The following is a 20952-nucleotide window of genomic DNA, read 5'->3' on the forward strand; positions in this document are numbered from 1 at the left end:
AAACTTTTTTATTTTCTGACCATTCGGAATTTATTATCTATTTATGATAAATCTTGATATTTAGAAAATAAGAGATAATATAAGTTCTGTAAAACGCATCTTTAACGGGAGGAAATGATGAAAGGGAGGCGATGGAAATTTACTCTTTCAGCCGGAACTTTGTTCCTTTTAGGGCTGTCGGCTCAGGGTTTTTCTCACCCGCTGGTGCCCCTCAAAGACATCAACGGTAAACCTATCTCTGAAACCCTTGATACTTCAAACAAAATTACCATCGGCGGAAAGACCTACGTTGCAGGAAACCCTGTAAGCTGGGAAGTTACCTGTGGTGCCTGCCACAAGGAGATTACAGGAGACGTAAGCACAGGGTTACACTCCCCCGGTCCTATCCACGCTGCCTACCACATAGGCAGGGGCTGGGAGGAGATGTCAGACTCTTTCGGTGCCGACAGAGTGAGGAAAGGGATTGACTGGAGGAAATTCCTCAGGTCTTTAGGCGACGACGGTGCCTGGTGACCACCTTCATACCGCCAGTTGGCGGCTAAACACCCCGCAGACGACCCAGGCCTTGCCCCAGACATAAACAACGGCATTGACTACAGGGGTAAAGTAGCCTACGACATGGACATGGGAACCCCTGATAAGGTCTTTACCTGTGCCTCCTGCCACTCCGGTGGAATTATGACTTTTGACAGGGATACAGGTAAGAGGCACGACGAGATTGAGAGCTGGGACGATACAAAAGATGGAACAGGTTTCTACTCAAAGGCTTCATATACAGACAGTGAAGTTGATGGTGATCTCTTCTCCTACACTCCAGATGAGGAATCCCGGGGTTACATAGGGATGCCCCACAAGTTCAACTGGAAGAAGTCCGGCGTTCTTGATACAGACTGTCTCCTCTGTCACTCTGATAGATCTCTGGCCGAGAAAGAGAAATTAGTTGTTAAAACGGCAAACGGCTGGAGTGCTGCAAACCCAACTCCAGCAAATCCAAGGGTGTTTGTATTTGTTAAGAAAGACCCAACCGGAAAGGTTGTTGAAATCTCAATGGGATTCCCGCCTCAGCTGACTCAGGATGAGGCCCAGAAGGGTTACACAATAGACTCTGCAGCGTTCTACTCAGATCCACTTGAGAGGCTTGTTGCTGTTTACTACGGAGATGTTATTCAGAAGGTTATCGGAGCGGAGCTCCAGAACTCTAACGTTGACCCCAGCACACTCAACCAGCAGCAGATGATGGCAATCCAGAGCTTCACAATCGGCGTTATTACAGGCTACCTGAAGCACGGAATGACGACTGGATTCACAATTCCATACTCACAGCTTAAACAGAAGATAGGAGTTGACCTTAAAGACTTCACCTACAACGACTCAGACTTCAACAACAGGCTTTCAGGATTCTTCGGTCAGTTCTACTTAGACATCGGAGCTCCTAACTTCTCAGCTCGCGACTACCTGAGAAACGCCTTCTACGAGTCAACAACAGAGGGTCAGCCCTACGTTGGAGCCGGTTTCTTTGTAAGGGCAGCATCTCCTCAGAACAACTACTCCTACAACCCGATGAAAGATACAGATAAAACTGCTCCCTTTGTGAGGCTTGCAAGGGCAGGCCACTTCTACGGCTGGTCTGCAACGGGAACACTAATGGCAATAGCAGACCCCAACGACCCCAGCAAGCCTTTAGCCTTTGTAAGGCTTGAGAAACAGAAAGATGGAACCTTTAAAGCCGTTGCCTACTATGCAGCAGATGCTGACCTTGATAATGTGAAACTTCCCATCCTTGAAACAGACGGCCACTACACATTAATCAAACCCGATCCAGATACCCAAACTGACGGTGTTTCTGTTTCTCACCGGGGAGATAGCGACAAAGACCTCTCTCTCATGTGTGCACAGTGCCACTTTGCAGTTCCAGATACAGAGAACAGGTGGACAGTTGACGGAAAACACACGTTCCCGAGCTGGTACGTCCGCCGTGGAATTATCGGCCTTGGAGCAGACGTTGTTAAGAGGGCTGCCGTCTGTGCTCCAGATGAGAGGCAGAACGACCCCAGCGTAGCTCCCATAGCAATTACTCCAGACGGTGAAATGGCCAAATACAACAGCATGCAGGATGCCCAAAGTGTTACTCAGGGCCTTCCCGTTGGATACGACGTCCACATGGCCAAAGACGGTGGAAATCTCTCCTGCCTCTCCTGCCACGGACAGGACAACCTATCTGAAGAGGAAAGAGAACATCACAATCCACACAACTTCCTCAAAGGTAACGACTCAGCCGGCGAGGTTATGCCTGCACTTGACTACAACCCCTCTGTTAGAACCTGTACGAGCTGCCACTGGGGAACAGACGCTAACGCTGCAAAAGCCCACGAGGCATGGTTCGGACCGGCAGCGGGAGCCCACATCTCTGCTATAGAGTGTCAGGTCTGCCACATTCCGTATAAGACCTACTGGACATTCAGGTTCTTTGACGACAGCCTTGGATACGTCAACCAGTTTGACGACAGGCTGATGAAGTTTGATAAGTCAACTGGAACCGTTTACCAGTTCCCGCCTGAGTGGGCAATTCCAGCCTTCGGCCCAACTCCAACCTACGGCCTCAACTTCTCCTACGTTATTGCTCAAACGAGCGACGACGGAAAGGATACCGTTCTGCCGATTACAAGCATAGATATGGATCCGTACAGAGCCCTCATGAGGGTCGGAAACAGCCAGTTTGGACTGTGGGAGATTAAGCCAGGTCTCTTCCCGTGGCGCTGGGCACCGGCAATTATTAAACGCTGGACTATAGACGACAAAGGAAATCCTGTTCTAAAGGCTGGACTTATCAGTCCGATTCAGGTCTTCACCTGGGTTGACGCTTCAACCGGCAGAGCTCTCTTCACAAGAGAGATGAACATGGCAATAGACGGCGTGGCCTACGACTCAAACGGTAAGCCTTTAGGCCGTTCAACGATTGACCCTGAAGATCCCGATAAGAGCGTTCCAGGCTTAACGATTGACCCGAAAACTGGAAAGATCGCCTTTAAAATCCACTACATTGACGGCAACCCTGGTGGACTGCCAGACTACATAGACGATGACGATGGAGACATGGTTCCCGAGATAAGCACAGATGCTGAATACGAAGCCCTGAAAACTGCTCTAAAACAGGTTCTTGACCATGAAGACCCGGGCCATCCACACAACCCTGTTATTATGACCTTTATGGCACCCTTTGGAGTTGACCACGGAGTTCTTCCAGCAGAGTACGCATTGGGTTCCCAGAGGTCAGGTCCACTCTCCTGTAACGCCTGCCACAACCCCGATGAGAGCAAAAACAGGCTCAGCCCTGCAGTCTGGAAAGGAGACGAGACTGCAGGTAGGGAAGTTACGCTTACTGTTAGAGCTCTCCCTGAGCTTGCCATTAAGGAGTCTCAGGATAACCACGCCTGGTTCTTGCCTAAGGGAACGAAGGTTGAGGACGGTAAGTTTGTCATTACCCAGGGAGCTCTCTGCCGCGTAGAATCCGTTAAAGTTGAAAGCAAGGATTATGCCGGATTCTTCCTGGTAACTCCAGACGGAACAGTTACAGGTCCCAACTGGGATGAGATCTCCGTTTCCGTTCAACCTGGAACTGTTGACACGCCAACGGCCATAAAAGTTGAGAAAGTGGAAGAGCCCTCTGTTGAAGAGTCTGCCCTCTCAGCTGCCAAATCTTCAGGAATTGGAACTCCCGTTTTGGCAACGGAAATCTACGATATTCACACAAAAACAGACAGCTTTAACGAGCCTGTGACCTTTACAGTTAAATACGATCCATCTAAAGTAACCGGTAAGATTGTTGTTCTTGCAAGTGAAGACGGTAAGAGCTGGAGCGTTGTAACAACCGGAACTGTTGACCCCAACAACCCATACGTGACCTTTGCAAGGACAAAACTGAGCTACTTTGCTATAGCTGGAGAGGCTCCATCTGCCAACAACTTTAACGTTGTTCTTCCAGAGAGTGAGCAGGTTAACGCACAGGGTAACAGCGGAACAGTAAAAGTTAACCTTAGTGGAAAAGAAATTACCATTACTGTTAATACCAGGAGTGCCAACATTGAAGGACCGGCACCGGAAGATGCGGTTAAGGAAGTTGCTCAGAAGAATAAGATAGCTAAGGTCATTGCCCACATCTCTGTAGTTCCCGAATCTGATACATTTACGGTAACCTTCACAGGACTCTCTGCCGACGTTGTTAAGTCTGCAACTGTTGCAACAGATAGGGGAACAGTTACAAATGTTTCCCGTGATATAACAAACGGAAAGATAACTGCAACGGTTTCCCTTACAACGAGGGCTACCACAAATGAACCTGTTACAGTTGTTGTAGGTGAACCTCTAACATCTGTTGCTCCAGTTGAAACCACTACCACTACAGAAAACGGTGGTGGCGGTGGAGGCGGATGTTCTATTGCTCCTGAAACTGCTCCAGCTTCCGGGTTCGCAAGCTTCCTGACGATGCTTTCAGGTATTGCAGGTCTCTTTATCGGAAGGAGAAGGAAGAAGAACTAATTTAAAGGGGGCTCCGTGCCCCCTTTTTATTTTTCAGATAGAATTGCAAGAACGTAAACGACAAAGGCAGCAACAAAGAGGAGAACGATAAGCCACCAGGTAGCCTTAAATACGAAACGTTTCCAGTCCTTCTTTTTGCTCCGTTCTCTGTAGTAATCCCTGTCGTAAATTCCCATTACAGCCTCTTATAGATTGTTCCCGTAGGTAAGTCTTCAAGGGCGATTCCAAGCTCTTTTAGTCTATCCCTTATCATATCGGCAAGCTGAAACTCCTTTTTCTTTCGGAGCTCCCCCCTCACCTCTATAAGGAGCTCTATCAGCTTATCCTCTAAACCGGTATCCTTCTCCCTCTCCAATCTAAATCCTAATATTCTCAGGGCGTTTTCAACAAACTCAACAGCTTCTCTGAAGGAGAGCTTTTCCTCTTTCGTTATCCTGCCTTCCTTTAAAGCTCTGTCCTTTAGAAGGTTTGCCCTCTTCACGAGCTCAAAGAGAGCTCCCAGCGCCTTTGCCGTGTTGAAGTCGTCGTCCATGGCAGACTCAAACATTTTTCTGTACTCGCCAACGGAGATAGGTTCACCCTCTCCCTCAAATTCTTCAATTCCGTCAATGGCTTTAAGGGAATCTAAGAAGTTGATGAGCCTTTTGAGAGCTCTCTCTGAATCCTCCAACCTCTCAAAGGAGAAGTCAATGGGGCTCCTGTAGTGGGTTGAGAGGAGGAAGAACCTTAGAACGTCTGGAGAGAACCTTTCCAGTATCTCCTTTATAGTGAAGAAGTTACCTAAAGATTTGCTCATCTTCTCTTTGTTGACCATAACAAAACCATTGTGAACCCAGTAGCGAGCAAAGGTTTTCCCGGTATAGCTCTCAGACTGGGCAATCTCGTTCTCGTGGTGGGGGAAGATGAGGTCTAATCCTCCCCCGTGGATGTCCATCGTTTCACCTAAGTACTTCATAGACATGACGGAACACTCAATGTGCCACCCCGGTCTTCCAACTCCCCAGGGAGACTCCCAGCCCGGCTCTTCCTCCTTGCTTTTCTTCCAGAGGGCAAAGTCCAGCGGATCTTTCTTGTTTTCTCCCGGCTCAATGCGGGCGCCGGCGCGGAGCTCCTCAATATTCCTCTTAGAGAGCTTCCCGTACTCAGGAAACTTCTTAACCGAAAAATAGACATCCCCACCGGCCTCGTAAGCGTAGCCTTTTTCAATGAGGCCGTCTATCATCTCAATAATTTCCCTTATGTGCTCTGTAACCCTTGGCTTGTAGGTGGGCTCCTTAACGTTGAGGGCTCTCATATCCTCTTCGTAAGAGGCGATGTACTTCTCAGCAACCTCCTTCCAGCTTATCCCCTCCTCTTTTGCCCTCTTTATTATCTTGTCGTCAACGTCTGTATAGTTCCGAACGTAGATAACCTTGTATCCCCTGTACTCAAGCCACTTCCTTATAACGTCAAAAACCACTGCGCTCCTTGCGTGGCCTATGTGGGCGTGGTCGTAAACCGTTGGGCCACAGACGTACATTTTAACCGTTTTATTCTCTAAAGGTTTGAACTCTTCCTTTTCACCGCTCATCGTGTTGGTGATGTAAATCATCATCGCCCTCCGGCGTAAATTTCAACGATTATATATAAAGCCCTTTACAAGGAGGAAGAAAGTTGAGCGATAAGAAGTGCAGTTTTGAGGATTTAGTGAAGATTATGGAAAAACTCCGCTCGCCGGAAGGTTGCCCGTGGGACAGGAAACAGACCCACGAGAGTCTGCTTCCCTACCTTTTAGAGGAGACTTACGAGGTTATTGATGCAGTAAAGAAAGGAAACGACGAAGAGCTGAAGGAGGAGCTGGGGGATTTGCTTCTTCAGGTAGTTTTCCACTCCCAGATTGCAAAGGAGAGAGGAGCTTTTGATATTAAAGATGTGGTTGATGCAATATCTAAGAAGCTTATCCACAGACATCCCCACGTTTTTGGAGGCAGGGAAGACATAAAAACGGCTGAAGATGTGAACAGGGAGTGGGAGAGGCTCAAAGAGAAAGAGGGAAAGAAGAAAGAGTCTTTCCTTGACGGGATTCCAGAGTCTATGCCGGCTCTGGAGAGAGCCTATAAACTCCAGAAGAGGGCAGCGAAGGTCGGTTTTGACTGGGAAAACTTTGAAGGAATTAAGGAGAAGCTGATTGAGGAGCTCTCCGAGATAGAAGCGGAGCTGAAAAGAGGCAATAGAGAAAAGCTTGAAGAGGAGGTGGGTGATTTACTCTTTATGGCCGTTAACCTTGCCCGCTTCTTGGGTATTCACCCGGAGATTGCACTGAGGAGGGCCAACGAGAAGTTTGAGAGGCGGTTCCGCCACATAGAGAAGAGAGCCAAAGAGATGGGAAAAAGCCTTGAGGAGATGACCCTTGACGAGATGGAAGCCCTCTGGCAGGAGGCCAAAGAGAGGGAGTAGTGATAAGATTTTCTAAAACTTTTGGAGGAGACAATGCCCCTTTTCAGGAAAGTTCTATACCCAACAGACTTTTCAGACCTTGCAGAGATTGCAAAGAAATACGTTATAAAGCTTAAAGAAGCTGGGACAAAGGAAGTTGTCCTTCTCCACGTTATTCACCCTTTAGAGTTCTCACTTCCACAGTTTGACGACCCTTTCGCCTTAGACGTTGCAACCATCTACGCTCACATTCCAGAAATTGAGAAGGCAATCCTTGATAACCACGAGAAGGTGTTAAAGGAAATTGAAAAAGAGCTCCGCTCCCACGGGTTTGAGGTAAAGAGGATTATGACCGTTGGAGATCCAAAAGACGAAATCGTTAGAGTTGCAGAAGAGGAAAAGGTTAACGTTATCGTAATCGGCTACCACGGTAAGGGGCTTTTAGAGAGAATCCTTGAGATGGGAAGCACGGCTAAAGCTGTAATAAAGAAGGCAAAGTGCCCCGTTCTTGTAGTTAAGAAGGTGGAGGAGGCCGATGGGAAGGATTAAGGACATAAGGCCTTTAAAGTGGACAGGAGAGAGCCTTCTGCTTTTAGACCAGAGAAAGCTCCCCTTAAAGGAGGAGTGGGTTGAGTGCAGAACCTACGAGTGCGTTGCAAGGGCGATTGAGGATATGGTTGTTAGGGGAGCTCCCGCCATCGGCGTTGTTGCCGCATACGGCGTTGTTCTGGGAGCAAAGGAGCTGAAGGAAAAGGTAAACAGCTACGTTGACTTTAAGGCAAAGCTTGAGCTGATAATAAATAGGCTGGCGGCAACAAGGCCAACGGCAGTTAACCTCTTCTGGGCTCTAAAGAGGATGAGGAAGATAGTTGAGGCCGGCCAGACGATAGATGACATAGTTGCAGCCCTTGAGACAGAAGCTGTAAACATAGAGAGGCAGGACGTTGAGACCAACAGGAAGATAGGGTTTTACGGTGCGGAGCTCCTCTCCTCCCGTGAGGTCATTCTTACCCACTGCAACACGGGAGCCCTTGCAACAGCAGGGTATGGAACAGCTTTAGGAGTTGTTAGAGCCGCCGTTGAGATGGGAAAGGAGATAACCGTTTACGTTGACGAAACCCGCCCCTACCTTCAGGGGGCAAGGCTTACTGCGTGGGAGCTCCAGCAGGAGGGAATTCCCTACTACCTGATAACTGACAACATGGCCGGCTGGTTCATGTCTTTAGGTGAAATAACCTGCATAATCGTTGGAGCAGATAGAATTGCAAGGAACGGAGACACGGCAAACAAAATAGGAACCTACTCCCTCTCTGTTCTTGCGAAAGAGCACGGAATTCCTTTTTATATAGCTGCTCCAACCTCAACCTTTGACCTTTCCATCTCAAGCGGTGTTGAAATTCCGATAGAGGAGAGGAACCCAGAGGAAGTCCTCTACTGCCACTGTAAAGACTGCCGAATTGCTCCCTACGGCGCAAAAGTGAAAAACCCCGCTTTTGACGTAACACCCCACGAGAACATAACTGGAATAATCACCGAAAAGGGAGTGATAACGTCTCCAAACGAGGAGAACATCGTTGAATTCTTCTCAAAAGCGTAAGGGAATCGTCCTCTTTTTAGTTCTTTCCATAATGGCAGCAGTTGCTGCCTTCCTCTTTTCGGTTTTTTACCTCTCAAACACAACCTATCAGAAAACGGAAGGGCTGAAAGACTACACCACAGCCTACCATGCCGCTGTTTCAGCCGTGAAAATAGCCCTCAAATACCTGAGGCAGGACAACAACGGATTTGACGGTAAGGGAGACGACTGGGCAGAGCCTATAGCCTACAACTACAGGGGAATCTTTATTTCCATAAGGATAAATGACGAGTGTGGAAAGTTTAACGTTAACAAACTGACACTTCCCCTATACTACAGAATAGGGAAAAGGCTCTTTGAGGATTTGGGAAAACCGGAAGTTGTGGATGCCATAAAAGACTGGATTGACGGTGATGATATTCCTTCTCCTTTCGGAGCTGAAAAGGACTACTACGAATCTATGGGCTACAGGCCGTCAAACAGGCCTATGAAGAGTTTAGGGGAACTTCTCTATGTTAAAGGAATAGATGAGAAAACGTTTAAGAAAATTGAACCTTACATCACAGTTTACGGAAACGGGAAGGTAAACGTAAACTCTGCTCCGAAAAAGGTTTTAGTAGCCCTTTCAGACAGAATGAGCGACGAGGCTGCCAATAGTATAATTGAAGCGCGACCTATAAAGAAGCTTGAGGCACTTAGGGAGCTCCCTGGGATAGACCAGGAGCTCTACTACGAGATACTGCCACTTATAACCAACAGGTGCAACTACTTCAGGATAACTGTAACAGCTTCCTACGGGAGCTCTACGGTAAGTTTGGTTGCTTACACCACCAGGAACAGAATTTTAGAGTGGAAGGTCGTTGAATGATAGGTGTTGACTGGGGGAGCTCCACCGTCAAGTGGTTTGACGGAAAAAACTTTGGAACGGGAATTCCTGAAGGCAGGAGTTTTACAGTCGGAATATCATCTTCCCAGCTGCTGGTTAAAAGTTCCTTCTATCCTATATGTTCAGGGAGTAAACTGAAAAAGCTCATACTGAACGACGTTGCAACAGACCTTTCTGTTGAACCGGAGGAGCTCTCTGTAGCTTTCTGTCAGACCGAGAAGTTGGAAAGAGGGTGCAACTTCCTCATTTTTGTTGAGAAGAGGGAGAGGTTAAGGGAGCTCCCCGAAGAGATATTGTCAAAATCCCAGGTAACAGTTGATGTTTTGGGTGGTATTTCAGCAGCTCTCACCCTTTCAGAAACCTTTACTCTGATAGATGCGGGAAGTAAAAAAGTTGCAGTAGCTATCGTAAAAGATGGAAAAGTTGAGAGATTAGAAGTACTGAGGGGAGGTTACGCTTACCACCTGAATAGCGGTGAACTCTTTTCCCTAATAGAGGAAGTGGTTCAAGGAACGGTTTTCCTTACAGGTGGAGGGGCACTCTCTGAAGAATTTAAAAAAGAACTCTCAAAAGTAGTTTCCTTTACAGTTCCCGAATTAGAACTTTTTGGTAGAGAAACTCCCCTCTACTTTAACGCTTACGGTCTCTACAACTTCAGGAAAAGCCCCTGTAAAGCCTTCTTCAAGAGTTTCTCTTTCCTCTCTCAAGACTTTTTAAAAGAGAAAAAGAGGCTTCTCTTCGTAGGAGGAGCGGTTGGGCTTTCCCTTTTAGCTATAACCGGGGGACTTTTCTTCAACTACCTGTCTGTTAAGAGAGATTACTATTTGGAAAAGAAAGCCTTTAAAAAAGAGCTCTCAAAAATTGCTGGTGGGGAGCTCATCGCTCCAGAGATACAGATTCCAGAAAAACTGAACAGCTATAGGGATCTTGCCGACTTCCTTAAGATAAACGAGCCCCCTCTCCTTTACTACATAAACGGCATCTCAAACTCTGTTGTGAAGGGGGTAAAAGTTCTCGCCGTTGAGGGAACCCTCTCCTCAGGTTCCTTTACGGTAAAGGGAAGGGCAGATAAAGACAGCTCTCTAAAAGCGTTTGTTGATAACCTCAGGCGCTATTTTAAAAAGGTTGCTATCTCCTCAACGAAAAGTACAGGTGGAAGGATTAGCTTTACAATCAGAGCAGAGGTAGGAAGTGGAGATAAACAATCTTAAGGAGGTATTCCTTAATTACTTCTCTTCCCTTTCAGAAAGGGAAAAGAGGGTTGTTCTAATTGGTATTCCCCTTTTGGTTCTCATACTCTACACTTTTGCAGTTATCGTTCCTTTGGAGACTTTAAAGGGAAGCTACGATAGGAAGAAAGAGATTGTCAGAGAGAAGTTTGTAAAGCTTGAGCCTGAGATAAAGGAGTTTATCTGTCTGAAAAGGGAGATAGAGCCCGTTGAAGAGAAACTGAAAAGGGGAGAGAAACTTGACGTCTCTTCCTATATCCAGTCGGTTGGGAGAATGGTTGGGCTTAACATAAAGAACGTTAAGGTTATGCCGGGAGAGGTAAAGAACGGATACGAAAGGGACATTGTTACTGTAACTTTTAAAGAGGCAGAGATAAACAGAGTAGCACGGCTCATTTCGGTTCTTGAAAGGGGTTCTTACTACTTTAAAGCTGACGGGATAACTGTAACAGACTACGACGAAAACGGCTTGGTTTCAGGAAAAGTTACCCTCTTCTTCTACAGGAGGAGCAGTGAAAGTTAAGAGAGCTCTCCTTCTCGTTCTCATTTTCCTCGTTTCTTTCCTCTTTTCTCTCTACCTTACTTTTCCTTTTGACAGAATTGCTAAGGAAATCCTGTTTGAGAAAGGGCTTCACCCTGCAAAGGTCTCTTTCCACCACTTTCCGCCAAAGCTTATTATAGGGGAGCTCCCCTACGGTAACGTTACGCTGAAGAACGTTTCAATTTCACCCGTCTCTTTCAGCAAGTTTAAGGTTAGCTCCGAGCTCTGCGGTGGCCATTTGAACGCCGTTTTTAGCTATCCTGTTAAAAATTTAACCTTTAAGTTGGAGGATCTTAAGCTTTCTCTTTGCCCTTTAAATCTGGAACAGGCAGATCTAAATGGAACCGTTGAGGGTGCTGGGAACTTAACCTTTAATGAAAAACACCTGACGGGAGGAAAAGGGGAGTTTGAGCTTTCTAACGTTAACCTGAAAGATGTCAACTTCGGCCTTTTTTCCTTTAAGGAACTTAACTTGGGGGATGGGAAGATTAAGTATAGTGTTAATCCAAAAGATTACGTGAAGATTAGAGGAGAACTTAAAGGTAAAGATGCTGAATTAGCTGTAAAGGGAAGTATAAGTTACAATCCCCAAAACCATATGAACTCCTATGTTAACCTTGTCTTCTCAGTGAGTATGAAGAGCGGAAAATTTGCCGGTCAGAAATTCAACTTCACCGTCAGGGGAAACATTAACTCTTTAAGGTTCTACTGATGGTTGATTTCCTGAAGGGTAAGGTTTTTAAAAAGTACGGAAACGCCCTTTCACTCCTGTGTGGATTTGTGGGGTTTAGGGTTTTTGTTCCAGTCTCTTTTTTGGATGAAGTTAAAGAAGGGGATGAGGTTGAGCTCTTCACTGAGCTTATAGTTCCCCCTGAAGGGGCGCCGGCTCTTTACGGCTTCAGAAGCGAAGAGGAGAGGGATCTTTTTAGAGAACTGGTAAAGGTTCCAAAGGTTGGAAGTAAAGTAGCCCTTTCTATTCTGTCTCACATGGAACCGGAAGAGTTTAAAAGGGCGATCTCTGATGGAGACGTGGAATCCCTGTCCAGAGTTCCAGGGCTTGGGAAGAAACTTTCAGAGAGGATAGTTTCGGAGCTCCGTCCCAAATTGGAAGAGGAGAGGATAAAGCGGGTTCCAGCGGAACTCTACGAGGTTTTAACCTCTTTAGGCTACAAAAAGAGTGAGATAAACAGAGCCCTGAAAGGCATAAATTTAGATGGGCTGAGTATTAACGAGGCTGTGAAGTTGGTACTTAAACGCCTTTCAGGGAGCAGGTTTTGATAGAGAGACCAAAAAGTTTTGATGAGTTCTTAGGTCAGGAGCAGGTCAAAAGGCTCTTAAAGGTTGCAGTTGAGTCTGCAAAGAAGAGGGGAGAGCCTTTAGACCACGTCCTCTTCTACGGCCCGCCGGGAACTGGAAAGACCACCCTTTCCCACATAATAGCAAACGAAATGGGAGCTGAGATAAAGGTTGTTGCCGCTCCAACAATTGAGAGGAAAGGAGACCTGTTGGGCCTTTTGATGAGCCTCAACGAGGGGGACGTTCTCTTTATAGACGAGATCCACAGACTCAACAGGGCAGTTGAGGAAACCCTCTACTCTGCAATGGAGGATTTCAAGGTTGACGTTGTTACAGGGAGCTCCCGGGCAACAGCCGTAACCATAGAACTTCCTCCCTTCACCCTTATAGGGGCAACAACGAGGCTCAACCTTCTGACTCCCCCGCTCCGTTCCCGCTTCGGGCTGGTTTGCAGGTTAGAGCTCTACTCAGTTCCCGAGCTGATAAAAGTTGCTGAAGCCGTAAGCAGGAAATTAGAGCTGAAAATAGATGAAGAGGGGCTGGAGCTCCTTGCCCGTTGCGGAAGGGGAACCCCGAGAATCCTCATCCAGATCCTTAAAAGGGTAAGGGACTACGCCGTTGTCCACGGCTGGGAAACCGTTGACAGAGAGAAAGCCGAGAGAGTCCTGAAAGAGCTGGGAATAGACTCCTACGGACTTGACAGGCTTGACAGGAAAATCCTTGAGACAATTGCGGAGAAGTTCAAAGGGGGCCCCGTAGGCCTCAACACCCTTGCAACAGTTCTAAAGGAAGACGTAGAGACCATAGAAAATGTCCACGAGCCCTACCTGATAGAGATGGGATTTCTAGTCAGAACCCCAAGGGGAAGGAAGATAACAGAGAGGGGCCTTGAGGCAATAGGAAAACCCTCTCAACCCCTTCTTCTCTAAAGGTTTATCTGCTTAACCTCTAAAATCTCTGGAATTTCGTTAATCTCTTTGAGAGCTTCCTCTGGAACGTCGTCGTCAACAAGGATTACTCCCTTGGCCTCTTTCCCCTTCTCAGTTCTTCCAAGCTGGAAGCCCGCAATGTTCACGCTGTACTTACCCAAGATTGAGCCCAGCTTCCCGATAACTCCCGGAACGTCAAAGTTCCTTATGAGGAGGAGTTTCCCTTCAGGGGTCAGGTCAAAGAGGAACCCGTTAATCTCAACAATTTTGGGGAAGGTATCGTCCATAACCGTTCCGGCCACAGTAAACTCCTCTCCGTCCCTTCCTCTGCAGACAACCCTTATAAGTTTCTTAAAGTTAACTCCTTCAGACCTCTTAACTTCTGTTATAGAAATCCCTTTCTCTTTAGCAAGGAACGGAGCGTTTATCAGGTTTACAGGAATGTCAACAACCTTCTGGAGGAATCCCTTTAAAAAGGCAGTTGTTAAAGGTTTTGTATCCTCTCCAAGGTCTCCTCTGAACTCTAAAACCAGCTCTTTTGCCCTTGAGCAGGCAACCTGAACGGCAAAAAGTCCAAGCTTTTCTGCAAGCTCCATAAATGGCTTTAAAACTTTAGCGGCAGCCGTATCTTCAAAGGGAGCGTTAACGGCAAACTCAACTTCCTCTCCCCTCAGTGCCGCAAGAACCTGATTGGCAATTATCACAGCAACGTTCGTCTGAGACTCGTAGGTGTTTGCCCCTATGTGGGGAGTAACAACGATGTTTGGGGCATCTAAAAGAATGTTCTCTGTTGCAGGTTCTTTCGTGAAAACGTCAACGGCTGCAGCTCTCACTTTCCCGCTTACAAGGGCTTCGTATAGGTCTTTTTCGTTTATTATTCCTCCCCTTGCGATGTTTAGAAGGATCACGCCGTCCTTCATTTTCTCAATTTCTCTTTTTGTGATCATGTTCCTTGTCTCGTCTGTAAGGGGAGTGTGGACAGTTATGATGTCTGAACGCCTCAAGAGTTCGTCAAGTTCATCAACAAGCTCAACCCCAAGCCTTTCGGCCTTTTCCCTCTTTATGTAGGGGTCGTAGGCGATAACTTTCATATCAAAAGCCTTAGCCCTTATTCCAACCCTTGAACCGATACGGCCGAAACCGATTATTCCGAGGGTTTTCCCCGCAAGCTCAACCCCCATAAACTTCTTCCTCTCCCACTTCCTCTCTTCCTTTAAGGATTTGTGGGCGTAGGGGATGAGCCTTGCAGCAGCTATCATCATTCCCATCGTGTGTTCAGTTGCAGCTAAGGTGTTCCCGGTAGGTGCGTTAACAACCAAAATTCCCCTTCTGGACGCTGCTTCAAGGTCTATGTTGTCAACTCCAACACCAGCCCTTCCAACAACCTTCAGCTTCTTTCCCCTCTCAAGGAGCTCCTCCGTAACCGGCGTCCCGCTCCTTGTGATGAGGGCGTCATACTCGGGGATAATTTCAAGTATCTTCTCAAAGTTCCTGAAGAGCTCTGGGTCGTAGGTGAGCTCAACGTCCGGCTGTTTCCTGAGGAGCTCTATTCCTGCATCTGCTATGTGTTCTGTTATCAAAACCTTAAACTTTGACACTTCTAAACCTCCAGAAATTGCTGTTTAGTTTACGGTTTTACTGAAGGAGAATTATAGACTAAGGGGATTTCAAACTTGATAAAGATTTCCCAGCCCTACGGCTGGGAACGGGGAAGGTGCAAAGTGTTGAGGGCACGATGGGTATCGAAAGAATAAATCAAGGTTCTAAGCTGAAACTACCGTTAAAAATTCAACGGTTGTTTTTCTTATGGTTTTTATAAGTCCTAAGTAAATTAACAACTTTGGGGGTTCTTAAATTTTCAGCAGTTAACTGTTGAGTTTTCAACGGTTTTGTTTAAAAAGTATCCGGTGTATTATGAGGTTAGAAGTTAATACAGGAGGAGAAATGAAAAAGGATCTGATTTCAGACTATGAGCGAACAGTAGAAGAAGTTAAAAATACCTTGAAGATATGCTCATTAGAAAAAGTGAAGAATATTTTTGAGGAATGCTTATCACGAATAGTTGAGGATGTTTCTAAAAACTGCTCAGTGGAAGATGTAGAAAAGATTTTAGAAAAATGTTCATTAGAAAAAGCTAAATATGTTTGTTTAAAAGGAAAGGTTAGAGCTGTTTTAGAAGGATGTTTATCAGCAAAGCTAAAAAGCATTTCTGGTAATATCTCAGTAGAAGAAATTAAGGAAATTTTGGAAAGTTGTTTAGAATCGGCAGAACAAGAAGAAATATCTTTGTCAATAATTAAAGGTTTATCGAAAATTATTTGGAGATCTGATAATTATCCGCTAATAATTCTTCCTGAACTCTATTCAGATAGCGAAGAAACTTATGCGATTAAAATAGAGGAGGCATTAGAGCTTCTTTGGTCTAAATATATATCGCTGGAATTTAAACCAAATGAAATACTATTTGTTCCGTTAGCTGCATCAGGAATTATCTGCAAAGTTTTAACCCAATTTTTAGAAAGTAATAACTATCCATCTGAATCTCTTTTAAGAGATTTACAGAAGATAGATCTGCTTTCCTTAAAAACTTTTATCCTTTTATTAAAAGAAACAAAAATTCAATTTGGCATTCTGGTTATATCTCCTGAGTGCACACCTGAAATAGAAGAGTTGAAAATAATAGAAGCGGCGTCAACAGTTTTTTACTTAGATAATGGAATAAATCTGCTTTTAGTAAGTGGAGAAATTTTTAGAAAGCTGTTAAAAAACCCTGATGCAGGAAATTTAAAATCCTTTCATTTAAGGGGAAGTGATTTATATAGGGGTTTGCTGACCTTTACTAAAACTTTTCCATTTCCCGGTGAGACTCTAAAGCTTTTTCGGATCATAGACTCGCCGCTTTCAAGAAAAGTTCCTCCAAAAACTGTTTTTCCTCCTGATATACCAATGAGAAAAGTTGGAATGAACCAGCTTAAAGCTTCCTATGTTACCTTAGAAGACCTTAAGAGGGGAGATAAAGTAGTAGATGAAGATGAAAAAAAGTTAATATGGAATGGAGTAAGTAAGAAACAGCTCTTAGATTCTCCAGCCATTCGGAGAAATGACATTCTCATTACTATAAAGAGGAAAACCAACTTCAATGTTGCTTTCATATGTGAAAAGACTCCTGAAACAGACCGGGAAATCTTCATTGCAAAGCCGGATATGGCAATAATTCGTCTCAATCCAGAAGAATTTTCAGCTAAGGAGATAGAAAACTTCTTTAAACTGCTGATGGCGGAGTTTAAAACTTTCCCATCAAATAACAATCCTGCTAAGAAGACTTTAAACATAAATATTTTGAGGAACGTTGTGGGGGAACTTGTTGTTGATGAAACTTTCAGGAAGTTTCTTAGAGAGGAAAACTTAGAAAAACTAATGGTAGATGGAAGAAAAATCCTTAAAGGAAAACTTTTGAAATATTTAAATGCTTCTTCTTTAAGGGCTTAATTCTAAGAGTAGGAGGTGGTTATGCTTGCTTTTGCGAGTGAAATTTTAACCAAAAAGTTGAGCAGATTAATTATAGGTCAGGAGTCAGCTATTGAGTCTGTAATTTTGGCTGTATGTGAAAACTTTGAAGCATATGCTTCTGGAAGGTCGGAGAAGGTTAATAACATATTGTTGATGGGGCCAACGGGAAGTGGTAAAACAGAAATGTCAAGAAAATTAAGCATAGTTTTAAAAGTTCCTTTTGTTAAAGTTACAATAGCCGATTATACTCTGACGGGTTATCATGGAAGAGACCCTCAAGAAATTGCAACTGTTGATTTTAAAGAGGTTTTAACAGAAGAGCACTGTAAAAGGATAAATGAATACGGAAACAGGTTCTTTTTCCATAAAAAAACCGTTGAAGTTTTAAAATCCTTAGATATTCCACCTTTGAGATATAAAATAGCACTGGAGTTTTTATCAGCTACAGTTTTTCTTGAACAGGAAGAAGTTATAGAGGAAATATTCTCAAAATACGGCACGGGAGCAGAGATTAAAAATGCAATAAAAGATGCCATTTATGTTTTGAATGAGATAAAGGAAAGTTTTAAAACGTTAAAACCAGATAGTATTGACTTTAAAAAGTTTAGGGAAAAACCGTTTGGTATAATATTTATTGATGAGATTGATAAAATACTGATTAAAGAAAGAAATGATGGAGTTTCTTTTTACCGTCCGCTTCAAAATTTTATGCTTACTATGATTGAAGGTGCTGTTGTGACGTCGGAAAATGGTGATTATGGTAGAGCTCAAATTGACACTTCACACATTACTTTCATTCTTGCAGGGGCTTTCTCTGAACATTCTCCCGATGAGTTTATCCCTGAGCTTAAAGGTAGGCTTAATGTTAAAGTAAGAATCAAAGAACTTGAATTTGAAGATTATCTTAAGATTGCCAATCTTCAGAAATTTGATATTCCGGAAGTAGTGAAGGATAAGCTGGTAGTTGTTGAACCGACCGCTGCCATAGAGATTGCCAGAATTTGTGAAGAATTGAACGGAAGGGAATATCTTGGAGCTCGGAGATTAAAGGAGATAGTTTCTAAGGTGAATAGAGCGATTAATAGAGAATTAAGAAGCGGCAGCTCTTTTCCGATAGTTGTGGATGGAAATTTTGTTAGGTGGGCTGTTTCCTTTGAACCGCCTTGTGAAGAAATTCTCTTCACCAGGTCTAATATGAATTGTGAAGCTATTTCATCCTCTAATTCTAAGAGGATATCCGAGTTGAAAGTAAAAGAACATATAAACGATAGTTTGATTAAAGAACTTGTTTCTTATTATGAGAAAATGTTGAGGGAACAAGAGGGTAAATTAGAACGAGAGCACATCTTAAATTCTGTTATTGGAACGCATCTGAGAAAGAGAGATTCAAAAGGAAAAACAGTTTTGGAGTATTTAATAGAAAAGGGAGTTATAAAAGCGATAGATAAAACCACGAGCAGATGGTTAAAGAGGAATTTTGAAAAAAAGACTCTTAAACGGATTTTGAAGAGGGTTAATATAGTTGAAGATGAGTTTCCTGAAGATATGCTTTTTGAAATTTAAATCTTAGGATTTAGGAGAGATATTAATGGATAAGCGCTACGAATTGCTGGAAGAAAACTTTGATATAGATCTTGACGATCTTGATCCGGAAGAGATGAAACAGTTAGTAGAAGCGTTCAGGAGGGGGGAGGAGCTCCCCCCCGATAAAGAAAAATTAGCTAAACAACTCGTTCTTTTTTCGTCAAATTATGAGGATTTCAAAGTTGGAAACTTAATGGTTGTAGAGTTTCTTCAAGGGAAAAGGAAAATTATGAAGATACCTGTAATCTTAAGTGAAGAAATGAAGATAGCTATTCCTCTTTATTCATTTGAATGTAAGAAGATGAAGAAGAGGAGATTTATAATATAAACTAATTGAGGAAAGAGTTATGGTTACTTTAAGTCCGTTGCAGATTGTATTGGAAAATTGTCCTTTTAGAACAGATATTATGGTGTATGAGAGAAATAAATTCATAGAAGATAAAGAAGATAAATTAGATCATTGTGTTATATTAGCCATTAATAGTCCAAGCATTGTTTTTTTTAAAGATGAGACGATCTTTGGAATTAAGGATATTAGAACAGCGGTAACTTACAGGTGGAGGAAATTTATACCTTTAAGAATAATCCAACCTCTCCGACTAGTAGCTGAAATTGAAGCTTTAGATAAAGGAGAAGTTTCAGATTTATTTGATAAAGTAATTGAAAAACTTGAGAACGATGACTTCATTCTTTCTGAAAATGAGAGAAAAGTTTTTTTAAAAATTTTCAGAGAGCCATACAACCACTTAAGGGAGATTGAAGAACTATACAATAGGATTATATCTTCTAATAAATATATTCTTTCCAAACTGTTTCTTGATCTTATGAGAGATGCGGGAGTTAACTTTGAAATTTCTCCTGTAGCAACGCTTTTTACGTTAGAGAAACTCAAACTTTCCAACAAACAGAAACTTGCATTACTGTTCTTTACAAATATTAACTGGTATAAGAAAAAGGTAGCACCTATTCTGTTTCTAAAGGCTATTTCATATTTAAGAGATATTTCTATTGAGGAACTGATTAAAAATACAAGTCCTGTGTTTTGGATTAAGATGAAGAATCATCTTGAAACTTTTATAGACTTCTATAAAAAGAGGCTTTTTGTTCTTGCCCATATTGGAGAACCCTCTGCTTTTGAAGTGTGTTTTCTAAGTTCTATACTTTCACTAAAAGAAATTTCCTCAAGAGAAATAGAATGTGTGAAAAAGCTTGTAGATTCTTATAAAAGAGGATGGAACTCGTGATGAAAAATAATTTCCTTTAAAGTGGAGTAGAATATTTTAATTCTGCTTTCTGTGACTTCTCTCTTGATTATTCTTTAAAGTCCCTTTTAACTTTCTTAAAGAACTCCATTAGTCTTGTAACAGATGTAAGCAAACTTACTTCATCAAAAATTGAGCTTGATTTAAACACTTCTTCGTATTCGGGAATAAGGTCATAAATTCTATCTTCTGACTCAAGCAGTTCAAATAACTTGAGTTTTAGTTTATAATCCAGTTGCGAATAATAAGTACTTGATATGAAAGCAATATCGTATAAATCCCTTGCCGTTGTTCTTTCCGTAAAAGCCTTAAGCTTTTGTAAAAACAAATCGTTTATGTTGTATATCTTTAAATTACCTTGAACTTTCTCTAAGGGATATTTGGGCACATAGTTGTTTCTCAGAGAAATTTCTATTTTAACTTTGTTTACACCAGATTTATCGGTAAGAACAATTCTTTTAACAGTATTAGTGTCCTTTTTAACAAAAACGCTTCCAAGACATTCAAGGCTTTTTACAATTCCCTTGATATTAATTGGATACGTGCAGTCAAAATCCAAATCCTCAGATATTCTGTCAAGGCCGTAGAACAATATTAAAGCCGTTCCGCCTTTAAAGATCAAAGGTTTTTCGGACATTTTCTCTAAAATCTTTAAGATTAAATTTAGTTTTTTTTCTTCTCTCTCTCCAAGCTTTTCTTTTAAGGAGTCTAATATTTGTAAATTCATAATCTCCTCCGCTATTGTATCTAATCCACTTCTCAAGAATTTCCCTATCTTTTCCTTTTAGGAAGTTTTTAAGTTTTTTCTCAACCTGCTCCAAAATTTCTCTTTCTTCTTCGTCTGAAAAGGCTAAATCACTTACTCTTTTGATGGGAACCCTCTTTTCAAACTTGATTTCATAGAGCAGGTAGTCAAGAAAAGCCCTTACGGGATTGGCAACTTCCTCATCCTTTTCTTTTTTTATCCCGTAATCTCCGCACCAATCCCGAATAAGAGACGGATATTCCCTATTAAAGTTAAACGCAAAAGAGTGCCAGTCAGCTCCGTGATAGTTGAGAGCCTCAAGGCCTGTAATGTAGTGCATTTTTCTGTCCATTCTACACTCCTGAAAAATTTTCCCCTCTCAAAATCTATCTGGTTTTTCCTATACGGCAATTAAAGGACTTTTTTCTATTTCTGTTATTAAA

At 43.2% G+C, this 20952-nt stretch carries 20 protein-coding genes; 15 read left to right on the top strand and 5 right to left on the bottom strand.

The features are described 5' to 3' along the window. The first annotated feature begins 117 nt into the window (after nt 1-117). Nucleotides 118-513, top strand: a complete 396-nt coding sequence (locus F8H35_RS06855) for a hypothetical protein (RefSeq protein WP_472572801.1) — start codon at nt 118-120, stop codon at nt 511-513. An 18-nt stretch (nt 514-531) separates the two neighbouring features. Continuing rightward, the gene (locus F8H35_RS06860; protein WP_472572802.1) at nt 532-4536 is read left to right on the top strand and encodes a cytochrome c3 family protein; all 4005 of its coding nucleotides are present in this window, start codon (nt 532-534) and stop codon (nt 4534-4536) included. 26 nt (nt 4537-4562) lie between these two features. On the opposite strand, the gene F8H35_RS06865 is transcribed toward F8H35_RS06860, so the two are convergent. Next, a complete protein-coding gene (locus F8H35_RS06865) occupies nt 4563-4712 on the bottom strand; it encodes a hypothetical protein (protein WP_472572803.1) in 150 nt (49 codons plus the stop codon). After that, nucleotides 4712-6130: a cysteine--tRNA ligase gene (cysS, locus tag F8H35_RS06870; protein ID WP_472572804.1), complete on the bottom strand. Its 1419-nt coding sequence runs from the start codon at nt 6128-6130 to the stop codon at nt 4712-4714. The genes F8H35_RS06865 and cysS overlap by 1 nt, the downstream gene beginning before the upstream one ends. 59 nt (nt 6131-6189) lie before the next feature. On the opposite strand from cysS, the gene mazG reads away from it, so the two are divergent. From mazG to ruvB, 9 genes are read left to right on the top strand one after another with little or no spacing between them, the layout of a single operon-like run. Continuing rightward, entirely contained in the window at nt 6190-6972 is a 783-nt protein-coding gene (gene mazG / locus F8H35_RS06875; protein WP_472572805.1) for a nucleoside triphosphate pyrophosphohydrolase, read from the top strand. Nucleotides 6973-7005: 33 nt separating this feature from the next. Continuing rightward, nucleotides 7006-7500, top strand: coding sequence for a universal stress protein (locus tag F8H35_RS06880; protein WP_472572806.1), 495 nt, complete (start codon nt 7006-7008; stop codon nt 7498-7500). Then, nucleotides 7487-8548 carry an S-methyl-5-thioribose-1-phosphate isomerase gene (gene mtnA / locus F8H35_RS06885; protein ID WP_472572807.1) on the top strand — a complete coding sequence of 354 codons (1062 nt, stop codon included), beginning with the start codon at nt 7487-7489 and terminating at the stop codon, nt 8546-8548. Before F8H35_RS06880 ends, mtnA begins: the two co-directional genes overlap by 14 nt. Continuing rightward, a complete protein-coding gene (gspK, locus tag F8H35_RS06890) occupies nt 8526-9395 on the top strand; it encodes a type II secretion system minor pseudopilin GspK (protein ID WP_472572808.1) in 870 nt (289 codons plus the stop codon). Before mtnA ends, gspK begins: the two co-directional genes overlap by 23 nt. Continuing rightward, nucleotides 9392-10624, top strand: a complete 1233-nt coding sequence (locus F8H35_RS06895) for a hypothetical protein (RefSeq protein WP_472572809.1) — start codon at nt 9392-9394, stop codon at nt 10622-10624. The genes gspK and F8H35_RS06895 overlap by 4 nt, the downstream gene beginning before the upstream one ends. After that, nucleotides 10605-11165 carry a hypothetical protein gene (locus tag F8H35_RS06900; RefSeq protein ID WP_472572810.1) on the top strand — a complete coding sequence of 187 codons (561 nt, stop codon included), beginning with the start codon at nt 10605-10607 and terminating at the stop codon, nt 11163-11165. The genes F8H35_RS06895 and F8H35_RS06900 overlap by 20 nt, the downstream gene beginning before the upstream one ends. After that, nucleotides 11155-11895 (top strand): hypothetical protein, encoded by a 741-nt coding sequence (locus F8H35_RS06905; RefSeq protein WP_472572811.1) that lies wholly within the window; start codon nt 11155-11157, stop codon nt 11893-11895. Before F8H35_RS06900 ends, F8H35_RS06905 begins: the two co-directional genes overlap by 11 nt. Further along, a complete protein-coding gene (gene ruvA, locus F8H35_RS06910) occupies nt 11895-12461 on the top strand; it encodes a Holliday junction branch migration protein RuvA (protein ID WP_472572812.1) in 567 nt (188 codons plus the stop codon). Before F8H35_RS06905 ends, ruvA begins: the two co-directional genes overlap by 1 nt. After that, nucleotides 12458-13408, top strand: coding sequence for a Holliday junction branch migration DNA helicase RuvB (gene ruvB, locus F8H35_RS06915; protein WP_472572813.1), 951 nt, complete (start codon nt 12458-12460; stop codon nt 13406-13408). Before ruvA ends, ruvB begins: the two co-directional genes overlap by 4 nt. Here the strand turns inward: ruvB and serA are convergent. After that, a complete protein-coding gene (gene serA / locus F8H35_RS06920; RefSeq protein ID WP_472572814.1) occupies nt 13405-15006 on the bottom strand; it encodes a phosphoglycerate dehydrogenase in 1602 nt (533 codons plus the stop codon). The two genes, ruvB and serA, sit on opposite strands and share 4 nt — an antisense overlap. A gap of 346 nt (nt 15007-15352) precedes the next feature. On the opposite strand from serA, the gene F8H35_RS06925 reads away from it, so the two are divergent. From F8H35_RS06925 to F8H35_RS06940, 4 genes are read left to right on the top strand one after another with little or no spacing between them, the layout of a single operon-like run. Continuing rightward, nucleotides 15353-16897: a hypothetical protein gene (locus F8H35_RS06925; RefSeq protein ID WP_472572815.1), complete on the top strand. Its 1545-nt coding sequence runs from the start codon at nt 15353-15355 to the stop codon at nt 16895-16897. A 21-nt stretch (nt 16898-16918) separates the two neighbouring features. After that, entirely contained in the window at nt 16919-18481 is a 1563-nt protein-coding gene (locus F8H35_RS06930) for an AAA family ATPase (protein ID WP_472572816.1), read from the top strand. Nucleotides 18482-18506: 25 nt separating this feature from the next. Further along, nucleotides 18507-18830: a hypothetical protein gene (locus F8H35_RS06935; protein ID WP_472572817.1), complete on the top strand. Its 324-nt coding sequence runs from the start codon at nt 18507-18509 to the stop codon at nt 18828-18830. Nucleotides 18831-18867: 37 nt separating this feature from the next. Further along, a complete protein-coding gene (locus F8H35_RS06940) occupies nt 18868-19746 on the top strand; it encodes a hypothetical protein (protein ID WP_472572818.1) in 879 nt (292 codons plus the stop codon). A 67-nt stretch (nt 19747-19813) separates the two neighbouring features. Here the strand turns inward: F8H35_RS06940 and F8H35_RS06945 are convergent, their stop codons facing one another. Together F8H35_RS06945 and F8H35_RS06950 are read right to left on the bottom strand one after the other, a co-directional pair. Next, nucleotides 19814-20491, bottom strand: a complete 678-nt coding sequence (locus F8H35_RS06945) for a nucleotidyl transferase AbiEii/AbiGii toxin family protein (RefSeq protein ID WP_472572819.1) — start codon at nt 20489-20491, stop codon at nt 19814-19816. Beyond that, nucleotides 20376-20861, bottom strand: a complete 486-nt coding sequence (locus tag F8H35_RS06950; protein WP_472572820.1) for a hypothetical protein — start codon at nt 20859-20861, stop codon at nt 20376-20378. The genes F8H35_RS06945 and F8H35_RS06950 overlap by 116 nt, the downstream gene beginning before the upstream one ends. Nucleotides 20862-20952 lie beyond the last annotated feature (91 nt).

Origin of the sequence: Thermovibrio sp. (assembly GCA_015488335.1) — a bacterium.
Classification (GTDB): domain Bacteria; phylum Aquificota; class Aquificia; order Desulfurobacteriales; family Desulfurobacteriaceae; genus Balnearium.